The sequence below is a fragment of the Pseudoxanthobacter sp. genome, from assembly GCF_036822375.1.
GTDB lineage: Bacteria > Pseudomonadota > Alphaproteobacteria > Rhizobiales > Segnochrobactraceae > Pseudoxanthobacter.
Genome location: NZ_DAISHT010000014.1, coordinates 24,032 through 37,273 on the forward strand (window position 1 = coordinate 24,032; position 13,242 = coordinate 37,273).

The 13,242-nt window shown below is 72.6% G+C and carries 9 protein-coding genes; 1 reads left to right on the forward strand and 8 read right to left on the reverse strand.

Annotated elements, in window-relative coordinates; translation table 11 throughout:
* Nucleotides 1-4 precede the first annotated feature (4 nt).
* The 4 genes from V7067_RS03090 to V7067_RS03105 all read right to left on the reverse strand — a co-directional run bounded on the left by V7067_RS03090 (nt 5) and on the right by V7067_RS03105 (nt 2,824).
* Nucleotides 5-502, reverse strand: coding sequence for a DUF1178 family protein (locus V7067_RS03090; protein WP_334174410.1), 498 nt, complete (start codon nt 500-502; stop codon nt 5-7).
* Nucleotides 499-1,350, reverse strand: coding sequence for a carbon-nitrogen hydrolase family protein (locus tag V7067_RS03095; protein WP_334174411.1), 852 nt, complete (start codon nt 1,348-1,350; stop codon nt 499-501). The genes V7067_RS03090 and V7067_RS03095 overlap by 4 nt, the downstream gene beginning before the upstream one ends.
* Nucleotides 1,351-1,404: 54 nt before the next feature.
* The gene (gene grxC / locus V7067_RS03100; RefSeq protein ID WP_334174412.1) at nt 1,405-1,659 is read right to left on the reverse strand and encodes a glutaredoxin 3; all 255 of its coding nucleotides are present in this window, start codon (nt 1,657-1,659) and stop codon (nt 1,405-1,407) included.
* Between the two features lie 265 nt (nt 1,660-1,924).
* Nucleotides 1,925-2,824: a ComF family protein gene (locus V7067_RS03105; RefSeq protein WP_334174413.1), complete on the reverse strand. Its 900-nt coding sequence runs from the start codon at nt 2,822-2,824 to the stop codon at nt 1,925-1,927.
* Between the two features lie 131 nt (nt 2,825-2,955).
* Here V7067_RS03105 and V7067_RS03110 point away from each other — a divergent pair, with 131 nt between their 5' ends.
* Entirely contained in the window at nt 2,956-3,846 is an 891-nt protein-coding gene (locus V7067_RS03110) for a methyltransferase domain-containing protein (protein WP_334174414.1), read from the forward strand.
* 37 nt (nt 3,847-3,883) lie between these two features.
* On the opposite strand, the gene addA is transcribed toward V7067_RS03110, so the two are convergent.
* From addA to tsaE, 4 genes are all read right to left on the reverse strand, one after another.
* The gene (gene addA / locus V7067_RS03115) at nt 3,884-7,474 is read right to left on the reverse strand and encodes a double-strand break repair helicase AddA (RefSeq protein ID WP_334174415.1); all 3,591 of its coding nucleotides are present in this window, start codon (nt 7,472-7,474) and stop codon (nt 3,884-3,886) included.
* Nucleotides 7,471-10,617 carry a double-strand break repair protein AddB gene (gene addB, locus V7067_RS03120; protein WP_334174416.1) on the reverse strand — a complete coding sequence of 1,049 codons (3,147 nt, stop codon included), beginning with the start codon at nt 10,615-10,617 and terminating at the stop codon, nt 7,471-7,473. The genes addA and addB overlap by 4 nt, the downstream gene beginning before the upstream one ends.
* Before the next feature lie 50 nt (nt 10,618-10,667).
* The gene (locus tag V7067_RS03125) at nt 10,668-11,399 is read right to left on the reverse strand and encodes a nucleotidyltransferase family protein (RefSeq protein WP_334174417.1); all 732 of its coding nucleotides are present in this window, start codon (nt 11,397-11,399) and stop codon (nt 10,668-10,670) included.
* Between the two features lie 74 nt (nt 11,400-11,473).
* Nucleotides 11,474-13,054, reverse strand: a complete 1,581-nt coding sequence (tsaE, locus tag V7067_RS03130) for a tRNA (adenosine(37)-N6)-threonylcarbamoyltransferase complex ATPase subunit type 1 TsaE (protein ID WP_334174418.1) — start codon at nt 13,052-13,054, stop codon at nt 11,474-11,476.
* Nucleotides 13,055-13,242 lie beyond the last annotated feature (188 nt).

Consider the following 13,242-nt stretch of genomic DNA (forward strand, 5'->3'; position numbering starts at 1 on the left):
GGCCTCAGTTCTGTTCGTCGGGCAGGTGCGGCAGCGGCAGAACGTCCACGCCTTCCTCGCGCAGCGCTTCCACCTCGGTCGGGCTGGCCTCGCCGTAGATGCCGCGTGCTTCCGCCTCGCCATAGTGGATGCGGCGCGCCTCCTCGGGAAAACGGGTGCCGACATAATCGGCCTTCGCCTCCACCTCGCGGCGGATCGCGCGCACCATTTCCATCATCGCGACGGCGCGCGGGTCGGCGGCAAGGGCAGGGGCCGCGGCAAAGGAAGGGGCGGCGGCCACGGAGCCCGGCACATCGGCCGCCGCGACCGGCACCGGGGGCGTGGCGGCGGGCTCGCGCCGGGTGGCCACAGCCGGCGCCATCAGGCCGCGGCGCACCTCGGCCGAGCCGCACACCGGGCAGGTGACGAGGTGGCGGGCGGCCTGCGCCTCGAAATCGTCGGAAGAGCGGAACCAGCCGTCGAAATCGTGGTCGGCGGCACAGGTCAGGGAATAATGGATCATGATGCCTCCGCTGCCTGTGCGACGGGCGGCGGGGCGAACGGCCGCTCGTTTTTCAGCGACGGAATGCGGCCGCGCGCGCTGTCGACCGCGGCCGGATCGATCCCGGCTATGATGAAGCCGGGCGCGTCGTCCGCCGCCTCGGCAAGCACGGTGCCCCACGGATCGACGATCAGCGAATGGCCGAAGGTCTCGCGGCCGTCCTCGTGCCGGCCGCCCTGTGCGGCCGCGGCGACGAACGCGCCGTTTTCGATGGCGCGGGCGCGCAGCAGCACATGCCAGTGCGCCTCGCCGGTCTGGCGGGTGAAGGCCGCCGGCACGCTGAGCAGGCCGGCCCCGGCCTTCGCCTGCGCCCGGAACAGGTGCGGAAAGCGCACATCGTAGCAGATTGCCATGCCGAGACGGATATCCGGCAGGCCGGTCACCACCGCCTCGGTGCCGGGGCGGTAGGTGGCGGATTCGCGCCAGCTCTCGCCGCCGGCCAGATCGACGTCGAACATGTGGATCTTGTCGTAGCGCGCACGGATGGCGCCGTCCGGCCCGATGAGGAAGCCGCGGTTGGCAACCGTCCCGTCGTCCAGCCGGATCGCCAGCGAGCCGATGTGAAGATGGATGCCGAGTTCGGCGGCCAGCGGGCGGAAGCGGGCGAGGGAGGCATCCGCGGCCTCGCCGGTGATCTTGTCGAACAGGGCGGCGCGGCTGCGCTCCAGAATGTTCGTCATCTCCGGCGTCTGCACATAATGCGCGCCGGCGGCGGCCGCCGCACGGATCAGCTCTTCAGCGGCCGCGATGTTTTCGGCGACGGTGCGGGTGGAGCGCATCTGCACGCAGGCCGCCTTGAAATGCGCCATCGTCTTCATTCCCGAAGCTGGGCCGCCTGCCCGCGGGCGGCCGGATTGAGGCCGTCAGGCTGCCAGCAGCCCGTCGAGCTTGCCGCTGTGGTCGAGGGCGTGCAGATCGTCGCAACCGCCGACATGGGTGCCGCCGATGAAGACCTGCGGAAAGGTGTTGCGGCCGGATTTTTCCATCATTTCCGAGCGCAGCGTCGCGTTGCCCGTGCAGTCGATCTCGCGGAAGGTCACGCCCTTGGCGCTGAGCAGGCGCTTGGCCGCGCTGCAATAGCCGCAGCCCTGACGGGTATAGATGATGACATCCGCCATGATGGTCCTCGTTCGTCTCGTCTGCCGCCACCATTGCCCATCGGGCGGCCGCCTGCAACGGCCGGCGCGGCACCTCAGCCGGCAAACGGCCCGATCCCGACCGCCGGACGACCTGCACCCGGACGTCCTGCTTCCAAACGCCCTGCACCCGAATGACCTGCACCCGGATGACTTGCACCCGAATGACTTGCACCCGGGCGCCTCGCGTCCGAAGGCCGTGCTTCCAAACGCCCTGCATCCCGGCCGGCGGCCAATGGCTGCGCTGTTATATGGGGGTTGCCTCGTCCTTCACAACCCGGGCGAAGACCAGCACGTCGACGGCCGCGGCCCCGGCCCTGCGCAGGGCGCGCGTGGCGGCCTCGGCGGTGGCGCCGGAGGTGAGAACATCGTCCACCAGCACGATCCGCCGCCCCTCAAGGCGCGCGCCGGCGCCGGGGGCCACGGCAAAGGCGCCGCGCACGTTCAGGGCTCGCCGGCGCACGTCCAGCCCCACCTGACGGCGCGTCGGGCGGGTGCGCTGCAACGCCGTCACATCGGCCGCCACGCCGGCAAGGCGGCCGATGCGCTGTGCCAGCAGGGCCGCCTGATTGAACTGCCGCCGCCACAGCCGGCTGCGGTGCAGCGGCACCGGCACCAGCAGGTCGGCTTCTGCCAGCAGGTCGCGCCCGGCGCGCGCGGCAAGGCGGGCCATCAGCTCTGCCACCTCCAGCCGGTCGCGGTATTTGAGGGCGTGCACCAGCGGCCGCGAGGCCTCGTCATAGAGCACGGCCGCGCGGGCGCGGTCATAGCCCGGCGGGTTTTCGACCGCCTCGGTGCACAGGATGCCCGGGCCGAGATCGAAGGCGAACGGCAGGCCGAGGCGCTCGCAATAAGGCCGTTCGATGAAGTGCATGCGCGACCAGCAGGCGGCGCACAGCGCGCCCGGCGAGGCGACGCGGCGATGGCAGGCGAGGCAGCGCGGCGGCAGCAGCACGTCGAACAGCGCCCGGCCCGCGCGCAGGCAGAGCGCCGGAACCGCCGCCGCGCGCAGGCGGCGCGGTGCCGCCGGGCCGTCGTCATCCGCCGTCAGGGCGGGAAGGGCGGCTTCCGGCAGCCATTGTTCGTCGCTGTCGTGCGGGATCGGGGGAGCGACGGGCGGGATCAGGAAAGAGACGTGCGGGATCAAGAAAGACCTGCCTCCGGCCAATCGCGGCTCCGCCCTTGTGGCCGGCGCGAGGCAAGACTATCACGACTCCGGTGCCGGGCAGAGCGCAGGCACGCGGCCGCACCACGGCACGGCATCATCGGGAGAGCGCCATGACAGACACGCCGGTCCTGTTCGATCGTGCCCTGCTGGCCCGGCGGCGGCGCGCGGCGCTGGCGCGCGGCAGCGTGCCGGATTTTCTCACCGGCATCGCGGTTGAGGATCTGGCGGTGCGGCTGGCCGGCATCAGCCGCCATTTTCCCGTGGCGCTCGATCTCGGCTCCGGCGGCGCGGTGGCGCAGCTCTTGCGGGCAACCGGCAAAGCGGATCATGCCGTCGTCGCCGACGTGCTGGCCGCCGGCCCCGGCGCGGAGATGGTGGTCGACGACGAGGCGCTGCCGTTTGCGGCCGAAAGCCTCGATCTGGTCGTTTCCACCCTGTCGCTGCAGGCGGTGAACGATCTGCCCGGTGCGCTGGTGCAGATCCGGCGCATGCTGCGGCCGGACGGGCTGCTGCTGGCCACGCTGCCGGGCGGCGACACGCTGGCGGAACTGCGCGACAGCCTGATCAGCGCGGAGAGCGAACTGACCGGCGGCGCCAGCCCGCGGGTGGCGCCGTTTGCCGATCTGCGCACGCTGGCCGGCCTGTTGCAGCGGGCGGGCTTTGCGCTGCCGGTTGCCGATACCGACCGCTTCACGGTGCGCTACGATCACATGTTCGCCCTGATCGCCGACCTGCGGGCGGCGGGCGCCACCAATGTTCTGGTCGACCGTTCGCGCCGGCCGCTGTCGCGCGCGGTGCTGGCGCGGGCCGCCGAAATCTACGCCGAGCGCCATGCCGATGCCGACGGGCGCATCCGCGCCACGGTGGAGATGATCTCTCTCTCCGGCTGGGCGCCGCACGAAAGCCAGCAGAAGCCGCTGAAGCCGGGCTCGGCCAGAATGCGGCTGGCCGATGCGCTGGGCGCCATCGAGCAGTCGACCGGCGAGAAGGCCGGGCACTGAAGGCGGCTTCGGGCGCGCGCTCGGGCGTGCGGACCCGTCAGGCGTTGGCGCCCGGCGCCAGCAGGCGGGCGGCGATGGCATCGAGCGCGGCCGGCGGCAGCGGCAGCAGCAGCGGGGCGGCGGTATAGAGCAGCGCCGCCTCCACGGCATGGCCGGGATAGAGCCTTGCGATGAGGGCGCGATAGAGCGCCATCTGCGCCAGATGGGTTTCCGGCACCGCGTGCGCTCCGGCCGGCACGGCGCGGTCGGTCTTGAAGTCGAGGATCAGCACGCGGCTTTCCTCCACCATCAGCCGGTCGATGCGGCCGGAAATCTCGATTTCCTCGCCGCTGCGCGCGATGAGACGGCCGGTCAGCGGCACCTCGGAGCGGCCGCCGGGGCCGAACAGCGGCGCAAAGGCCGGATCGTCGAGAATCGCCATCACCTCTGCCACCAGCCGCGCGGCCAGCGGTGCTCCGCCGGCCGCCGCCTGCGGCAGCAGGCCGGCCTCGCGGGTGATGAGGCGCGTCAGCGTTTCGCGCCGTTCCGCGGCATCGGCAAAGGCAAGGCCGCCGGCCAGTTCCATCGCCCGGTGCACCATGCGGCCGCGGGCGAGCGCCAGCGCGGCACCGTCGCTGCCGGCGCCCGGCAGCGGGGCCGAGAACGCTGCCAGCGCGTCATCCGGTTCCGCATCGGCCAGCGACAGGGCGGACGAGGGCGAGACGGCGCGCGGCACCTGCGGGGCCGGACCGGCGGGGGCGTCCATCCAGTGCGGTGCGGGGCGGGCGGGCGCATCGCCGGCTGCCGGTGCGGCGGCGGCCGGGCCGGCCGGGGCGGGCGCCGGGGCCTCCGGGCGCCGCCAGCGCTGCACCGGATGGCCCAGAATGTCGGTCGCCTCCTCCAGATGGCCGGCAAGGCCGCTGCGGATGAGCTCGCCCCACGAGCCCGCCGCCAGCCCGCGCACCGGCTGCCAGCCGCAGACGATGAGCTGATCGGCGGCGCGCGTCAGGCCGACATAGAGCAGGCGGCGATATTCCTCGGCGGTGCGGCGGCGCCAGTCATCCAGCCGGGCGGCGGCGCGGGCCGGGCGCATGTCCTTCGTCGGCGCCCAGACCAGCCCGGTCAGCGGGCCGGAGAGCGTTTCCTGAAGGGGAACGGCGATGATCTTCGGTTCGTGCTGCGTGACGACCGCCGGGCCGCCGCTGTCGACCAGAAACACCACCGGCGCTTCCAGCCCCTTGGCGCCGTGCACCGTCATCACCCGCACCTCGCGCGGCTCGGTCTCCGTCTCGCGCCGCACGCGGAAGGGATAGGCGGTGAACCATGCGAGAAAGCTCTGCATGGTCGCCGCGTCGTCCTGCTCGTGGGCCAGCGCGGCGGAGAGGAAGGCATCGAGCGCTTCTTCCACCTCCGGGCCGAGCCGGGCGAGAAAGGCCGTGCGTCCGCCATCCGGCCCCAGCACGGCGGCGAAGAACTCGAACGGCCGCACCCGGCCGATGGCCTCCCGCCAGCGCGCCAGCCGCCCGAAAGCCGCGGCAAGGGCCGGTTCGCCGGCCCGCGCCTCCAGCGCCGCCCACAGCGTGCCGGGGCGGTCGTGGGCCAGCGCGTAAAGATCGTCCTCGCCAAGGCCCACCAGCGGGCTCTTCAGCACCGCGGCCAGCGTCAGGTCGTCTTCCGGCAGCAGCAGCGCGCCGGCGAGTGCGATCAGATCCTGAATGGCGATGTGGTCCGACAGCACGATCTGGTCGGCGCCGGCCACCGGCACGCCGCGCTGCTTCAGCGCGCGGTTGACGGCGGCCACGAACGGCCCGCGCTTGCGCACCAGCACCAGAATGTCGCCGGCCCGCATCGGCCGTCCGCCGGCAAGGCAGGCGCCCTCGCGCAGCCACGCGGCGATGGTGTCGGCAATGCGCGCCGCCAGCCGTCCCTGCGGGTCGGCGACGGGCGCGGCATCGAGCGCGGCGAGCCAGCCTTCCGGCGGGGGGCTCTTTTCCGGCGCCTCGGGCGGCCACAGTTCCACCAGCCCCGGCTCGCCGCCGCGCACGGTGCTGTGGCTGGTGGCGCCGGGTGTTTCGGTCAGCCCCTCATAGGCCTGCGGCCGCGAGAACACCTGGTCGACCGCCGCCAGCACATCCGGCGTGGAGCGGAACGAAAGATGCAGCTCGACATCGTTGAAGGTCTGCCCGGCACCGGCGGCCTCGCGCCCGAAGGCCTTGCGCATGCGGGCGAATTCCTCCGGCGCGGCGCCCTGAAAACCGTAGATGGACTGCTTTTCGTCGCCGACTGCGAAGATGGTTCGCCGGCTATGGGGAGATCCTTCGCCGGCAAAGAATTCCTCCGCCAGCGCGCGGATGACCCGCCACTGCACCGGGCTGGTATCCTGCGCCTCGTCGACGAGAATGTGTTCCACGCTGCGATCGAGCTTGTAGCGCACCCACGCCGCGGCATCCTCGCGGGTCAGCAGGTCGGCGGCGCGGGCCACCTGATCGGCATAGTCGATGAGGCCGCGGCGGCGCTTCTCGTCTTCCACATGGGCGAGCACGCCTTCCGCCAGCGTGACCAGCGCATGGGTCGCCTCCACCGCCCTCAGGGCGGTGAAACGGTCGCCAAGGGCCTGCACGCGGGCCTGCTCGGCACAGAAATCGTCCTCCAGCCCGGCAACGGCGGTGGCAACGGCCTTGGTGAGGGCGCGGGAAAAATCGCGCGGCTCGCCGTCGGCACCGAACAGCAGGTCCTCCCACGCCGTGCGCCGCTCCTCGAAGGGGCGCGCGGGGTCGCGGAAAACCGTCAGGCTTTCCAGCCGCCGGGCGGCGGTCGGGCTTTTCTTCGGGTCGGCGGCCAGCGCCTCGCCAAGGCGGGCGAGCGCCGGGGGCGCAAGCCGGCAGTCGCTGAAGAAGCGGCGGGCGAGGCCGGCCGCATCGTCGCCCGGCTTCAGGCCCAGCGCCGTGCCCAGCGCGGCCATGGCGCCGGAGACGCCGCCGCAGGCGGTCAGCCACTCGCGCAGCACCTCGCGGCGGCCGATCAGGTCGCGCACCAGATCGGCAATCCCCCCGTCGCTGAGGCGCGACACCAGCAGCGCAAGGGCGCGGCCTGGCTCGCTGTCCGGGGTGCGGCCGGCGCGGGCCAGCACGCGGGCAAGGCCCTCTTCGGTCAGTTCGGCGGCAAGCTGGTCGTCGATGACGGTGAAGCGGCCGGCGACGTTGGCCTCCAGCGGAAACTGCGCCAGCAGCGCGGCACAGAAGGCGTGAATGGTCTGGATTTTCAGCCCGCCCGGCGTCTCCAGCGCACGGGCGAACAGCCGGCGGGCGCGCGGCAGCAGGTCGGCCGGCACGGCCTCCGGTGCAAGGCCCTCGATCTCGGCCAGTTCGGTCACCAGCGCGGCATCGTCGAGCGTGGCGAAGCGCGACAGGCGCTGGAAGATGCGCCCCGCCATGTTGGCGGCGGCGGCGGTGGTGTAGGTCAGGCACAGAATGCGGCCGGGCTCGGTGCCGGCCAGCATCAGGCGGATGACGCGGCCGACGAGCACATAGGTCTTGCCCGAGCCGGCGTTGGCGGAAACCCACGCCGAGGCATCCGGCCGGGTGGCGCGGCCCTGCCGCTCGCGCGTGGTGGCGGGCACGGCGACCGTCTTCTTCTGCGTGCCGCTCATGAATCCTCTCCCGCGCTGCCCCATTCGCCGAGGCGGGCGAGATGGTCGTAGGCGCCGGCAAAGCTGCGGGCGGCGAACATCAGCATGCGCGCATCGTAACCGCGGCGGGGATCGTCATAGCCCTCCAGCAGTTCGGTCAGGAAGGCGAACGTGCGCTCCGCCAGCGCTTCCAGAGCGTGCTCTTCCTTCGGCACAACGGCTTCCGTGCGCACCGGCGGATTGGTGCCGCGGACGGCGACATAGCGCAGTTCCGCCAGCGGCAGGCCGGCGGGGATGCCCTCGAAGGCGCCGGCGCGCGCCATGGCCGCCTCAAGCGGCAACTGCGGGGCGCGGAAGGCGAGCACGTCGCCCTTCGCCGGCGGATTGCCGGTCTTGTAGTCGATGACGGTCAGCCGCCCGTCGGCGCCGATGTCCAGCCGGTCGGCGCGTCCGCGCAGCGTGCAGGGCCGGCCGTTGACGAAGAACAGATGCCGCCCGGCGACTTCCACGGCGATGCTCGCCGGCCGCGGGCGGGCGGCCTCCTCCTGAAGCAGCGCTTCGGCGGCGCGGCAGAAGCGCGGCCACCACAGCGCCAGCACCTCCGGATAAGCGGCCATGGCGGCAAAGGCCTCCTCGCCGCAGGCGATGAGGCCGGCCAGTCCGTCCGGCCCCAGATCGGCCGGGTTGCCGGCGAAGAAGCGGGCCAGCGCCCGGTGCACCATCATGCCGCGCTCCGGGCCGCCGGGGTCGGCGGCCAGCGGGTCGAGCGGCGCCAGCTTCAGGATGCGCCGGGCATAGATGGCATAGGGATCGCGCACCAGCGTTTCGATCTCGGTCACGGAAAAATCGCGCGGCCGGACGGCGACGGGCGGCTTCGGATTGGGCGGCAGCGCGGGCAGCGGCGGTCCGGCCGGCCGGTCGAGGCTGCGCGCCAGCGCCAGAAAATGGCTGCCCCGCCCGGCGGCCCCCGCCCACGCCGCTTCCCCGGCCACCGCTTTCAGCCGCAGCAGCCAGCGCGAGGCGACCGTGGGCGTGCTGCCGATGCGCTCCGCGCGCGTCACGATCACCCGCGGCGCGATCAGCGCCTGCGTCACGTCGTGCGCCGACAGGCCGATATAGCGCTCCGGCGGCTCCAGCCCCAGACGGGTGCGCATGGAGCGCGTCAGCCACGGATCGGACTTCGGGATGGCCGGCCAGACCGCTTCGTTGAGGCCGGACAGGATGACGACATCGGTGCTGACGAGGCGGGCTTCCAGCGCACCCCAGATGCGCACCCGCGGATCGCCGGTGCCGGCGGTGCGCACGGCGGCATCGCCCGTCAGCGTGGCCATCAGGGCGGGCCATTCCGGCGCCTTCAGTTCCAGCCCGCTGGTGGCGGCGGCCGCAATCCGCTCGATGGCGGCGCTCATGGCGCGGAAACTGCGGTCCCCGGCAACCGTTGCCGGTGTGGCGGGCGGGCTGCCATCCTCACCGGCCACCGCAACCACCTGCCCCAGCGCGTCCAGCGTGGCGGCGGCAAGGGCCGTCATGCGGTGCAGGCCGCCGCCGGCGGCCAGATCGGCGAGCGGGGCCAGTGCCGCGGCGGCCCGGCGGGTGAGGTCGAGCGCCGCTTCGTCGCCGGCATTCGCGGTGGCGGCGATCAGCGCGGCAAAGCCGGTTTCCAGCCGCGGGCCGCGCAGCACATGCAGTTCAAGCTGCCGGGCGGCCGCCTGTGCCGCACCCGGCGGCAGGCCGAAGCCGGCAAAGGGATGCTTCAGCAGCGCCAGCAGGGCATGCGGATCGTCGCAGGCAACGCCGACATCGGCCACCAGCCGCGCGAGGATGCCCGCCGGCGTCTGCCCCAGCGGCTGGCCGGCGCTGTCGTCGGCCAGAATCGACCAGCGCAGCAATTCGCCCTGCACCCGGCGGGCGATGGCGCGGTCGGGCGCGATCAGCGCCACGCTGTGGCCCTCCTCCACGGCCGCGCGCATGGCGATGGCGATAGCAAGGGCCTCCTCGCGATCGTTGCGGGCCTCGATCAGGTCGAGCCCGGCAAGGGCCTCGCCGATTGCCTGCGGCCCGCCGAGGCGTGCTTCCACACCGGCCCACGCATCCGTTGCGCCGGCCGGGCGGAAGGCTTCGGACACCAGACGGGCGCGGGCGGCGGCCTGTCCGGCCGGCCGGCCGGCGGCCGTGGCGCCGGCCGCGATGACCTGCACGTCGTCGCGGCCGATGCCGATGCGGGCGAGAAGCCGGGCGAAGCCGAACTGCGGATGGCTGGGAGCGCCTTCGCCCTGCGTCAGCATCTCCCAGTCGCCGGCCTCCAGATCGCGGTCGAGGCCGGGCAGCACGATGGCGCCCTGCGGCAGACGCGCGATGGCCGCCATCAGTTCGGCGGTGATCGGGATGGCACCGGTGGAACCGGCCACGATGACCGGCCCTTGCGGCGGGTTGCGGCGCATGCGCTCGGTCTCGGCCCGCAACAGCGCGATGCGGCGCGCCACCGGATCGGTCAGGCCCTGCTCGGCCAGAATTTCCGGCCACCAGCGGGTGGCCACCGAGAGAAAGGCGAGCGTGATCTGCCAGTAGCCGGCATGTTCCTCCGGCACGAGCGTGGCCAGACCGTCCCACGAAATCTCTTCCGTGGTCATCTGGTCCATGAGACGCAGCAGGTCGTCGGCAAGGCGCACGGCATCGGCCGGCGAGGTCGGCACGGCAATGGTCTCGCCGCGGATCAGGGCGCGCGAATCATCCGACAGCGCCCGCGCCCAGCCCAGCACCAGTTCGCTCATGGCCAGCCGGCGGCCGAGGGCATCGGCGGCGGGGGCAAGGTCCGGGGCGTGCCGCTCGGCCGGGCCGTCGAGGGCGAGGAGGTCTTCCTCCACGTCGCCGAGGGGGCGAATCGCCGGCAGAATGGCCGCCCTGCCGCCGAGCCGCTCCAGAATCGCCCGCCCGAGATCGCGCGCCGCGCGCCGCGTCGGCACATAGATGGTGGCGGCGCTGAGGGCGAGCGGATCGGGCCGCCCGCCGTCGCCCGCCGCAAGCGGGCCGGCGAGGCGGCCGTCGACGAGGGCATCGGCAAGGGTGGTGAGAAAGGGGGCCGAGGGCGCGATGGTGAACACCCGCGCCGGTGCGGACGGGGCGGCGCTGCTGTCGCCAGTGTGCGTTCCGGCCTGTCCGGCCATGGCCCAACCTTCTGTTCTGCCGTGTCTGTTTCCGCCGTGTCGGCGGGTCCTCAGGCAGCCGAGGCGAGGATCGTCCGCTCGGCCTCGCGGATCGCTGCCGGCGTGCCGACATGCAGCCAGGTGCCTTCCATGCGCACGCCGAACAGCCGGCCGGCTTCCAGCGCCCGGTCGAACAGCACGTTGAGCGAGAACGGCCCTTCCGGCGCGCCGGCAAAAAGCCGCGGGTGCAGAATGGCGGCCCCCGCATAGGCGAACGGGGCAATGGCCGGCGGCTTGCGACGGGTCAGCATGCCGCGACCGTCGAACAGGAAATCGCCGCGGCCGTCATAGCCGGACGAGCCGACGGTGGTGGCCAGCAGCAGCAGCCCGTCCATGCGCTCCGCATCGAACCCTTCGGCGAGGATCGACAGATTCGGGCGCACACCTTCCAGCCAGAAGCTGTCGGAATTGAGCAGATAGAACGGCTCGTCGCCCAGTGTCGGCAGCGCGGCGGCGATGCCGCCGCCGGTATCGAGCAACTGCCGGCGCTCGTCGCTGATGGTGACCTTCAGATCCGGCCGCCGCAGCACATGCACTTCGACAAGGTCGGCGAGGTAGTGGACGTTGACGGTCGCTTCCGTCACGCCGGCCTCGACGAGGCGGTCGAAGCTGTAATCGATCAGCGATCGTCGGGCGACCTCGATCAGGGGTTTGGGGGTGGTTGCCGTAAGGGGCCGCATCCGTTTGCCGAGCCCGGCCGCGAGCACCATGGCTCGCGTGGGCCGAAACGCGCCGTCTGACATCTGGGTCGTCCGCTCGTCCGTCGGGGTTCCTGACAGGTCCGGCCCCGGAGACGCGCGCCGGGGAGGCGACGCCATCAGTCTTCAGGCCCGAAAATTCCTGCGGTCTCATACCAGACCTGAAGGTCAGACAGAACAGGGTGCGACAACGACGAGCGCAGATAGTGGCGGATGCGACCCAGAAGCCTCAGATATTGCGGTTTGCCGTCTCTCACGTCGAGCCGCACGAAGGCGCCGAGAATCTTGGTGGCACGCTGGGCGGCCATCACGGCGAAGTCGGCGCGGAAGGCTTCGCCGTCGAAGCCGGGTCCGGCGGCGGTGCGGGCGGCAATGTAGCGGTCGAGGAGTTCGGCCTGCAGGTCGTCCGGCACCACCACGCGCGCATCCTGCACCAGCGAGGCGACATCGTAGGCGGCGGGGCCGATGACGGTATCCTGAAGGTCGATGAGGCCGAGCCGCGCCAGCCCCTCGCGGCCTTCGATCCAGATCAGGTTCGGCGAGTGGAAATCGCGCAGCACCCAGTGCTGTTCGCGCGTTGCGATCGCCTCGAACCGCGCCCGCCACAGGTCTCCGAACCAGTCGAGATCGTCGGCCGCCGGCGGCGGCGCATCGAGGCTCGGCAGGTACCACGCCGGCAGCAGCGACACCTCAATGGCCATCGCGTCGGCATCATAGGGCGGCGGCACGAACAGGCTGCCGTCGGCCATCGGCAGCGGGCCGGGCATGGGGCGGGAATGGAAATCCGCCAGCAGGTCAATGGCGGTGCGATAGCACTCTGCGACCGGCGCCTCGCCGTCCGCGATGCCGGTGCGGCCAAGGTCTTCCATCAGCAGAAAGCCGCTGCCGGCATCGAAGGCCGGGATCTCGGGGGCGGAATAGCCCCGTCCGCGCAGAGCGGCGGCGACCGCCACGAACGGTGGCAGGGTTTCGGCGATGCGGGCGATCTGGCGATAGCTGCGCCCGTCGCGCACCGGCACCTCGTCGCGGCGCACCGGCCAGTTCATCAGGATGCCGCTGCGCCGGCCGGCGGTAACCGTCTCGAAGCTGCGGGCGGAGGCATCGCCGGCGCGGTGGCGGCGGCTGGCGTGCGGCAGGCCGGCTTCATCCAGAAAGCCGCGGGCCTCCAGCGTGCGGGCCAGGCGGCTGGCCCAGCCGCCGCCGTCCACCGTCAGCACGGCCCGCCGCGCCCCGCCGCCGGGCTCCGGCAGCAGTTCCAGCCACAGCGTGGAGCGCGGCAGCCGGTCGCCGGCCCGCTCCGGCCACTCCACCAGAACGGCGCCTTCGGCAATCAGGTCGTCGAAGCCCAGTTCATCCATCTCCTCCTCGTCGGCCAGGCGGTAGAGATCGAGGTGGGCCACTTTCAGCCGCGGCAGGTCATAGGGCTGGATGAGGGTGTAGGTCGGGCTCGGCACCTCAAGCCCGTCATCGTCGGCCAGCGCGCGCAGCAGGGCGCGGGCCAGCGTCGTCTTGCCGGCCCCGAGGTCGCCCGACAGTGCCACCACGTCGCCGGGGCGCAGGATCGCGGCCAGATCCTCGGCCAGCGCCACCGTATCGGCCTCGTCCGCCAGCCGCATGTCGAGGCTTGCCGGGCGGGCCGGCTGCGGCCGCCGGACGGCGGCATCGCCGGGCAGGGGGAAGGCAGTGGGCTCGGTGGTCATGCTGTCCGTCCGGGTTCCGGGGCAGGGCGCGCGTCAGGCGCCGGCGCGCAGCGGGTCATCCGCGGCCTCGCCGCTGCGCGGCTGGCTGGCGCCGGGCGGCACGGCGGGAAACCGGCAGACCACGGTGGTGCCGACGCCTTCCTTGGAATCGATGCGCACGCTGCCGCCGTGCAGTTCCACGAAGCTCT

Bases quoted from the DNA above. Each gene is read 5' to 3' on its own strand.
- V7067_RS03090 (WP_334174410.1), bottom strand. From the start codon at position 502: ATGATCCATTATTCCCTGACCTGTGCCGCCGACCACGATTTCGACGGC.
- V7067_RS03095 (WP_334174411.1), bottom strand. From the start codon at position 1,350: ATGGCGCATTTCAAGGCGGCCTGCGTGCAGATGCGCTCCACCCGCACC.
- grxC (WP_334174412.1), bottom strand. From the start codon at position 1,659: ATGGCGGATGTCATCATCTATACCCGTCAGGGCTGCGGCTATTGCAGC.
- V7067_RS03110 (WP_334174414.1), top strand. From the start codon at position 2,956: ATGACAGACACGCCGGTCCTGTTCGATCGTGCCCTGCTGGCCCGGCGG.
- addA (WP_334174415.1), bottom strand. From the start codon at position 7,474: ATGAGCGGCACGCAGAAGAAGACGGTCGCCGTGCCCGCCACCACGCGC.
- addB (WP_334174416.1), bottom strand. From the start codon at position 10,617: ATGGCCGGACAGGCCGGAACGCACACTGGCGACAGCAGCGCCGCCCCG.
- V7067_RS03125 (WP_334174417.1), bottom strand. From the start codon at position 11,399: ATGTCAGACGGCGCGTTTCGGCCCACGCGAGCCATGGTGCTCGCGGCC.
- tsaE (WP_334174418.1), bottom strand. From the start codon at position 13,054: ATGACCACCGAGCCCACTGCCTTCCCCCTGCCCGGCGATGCCGCCGTC.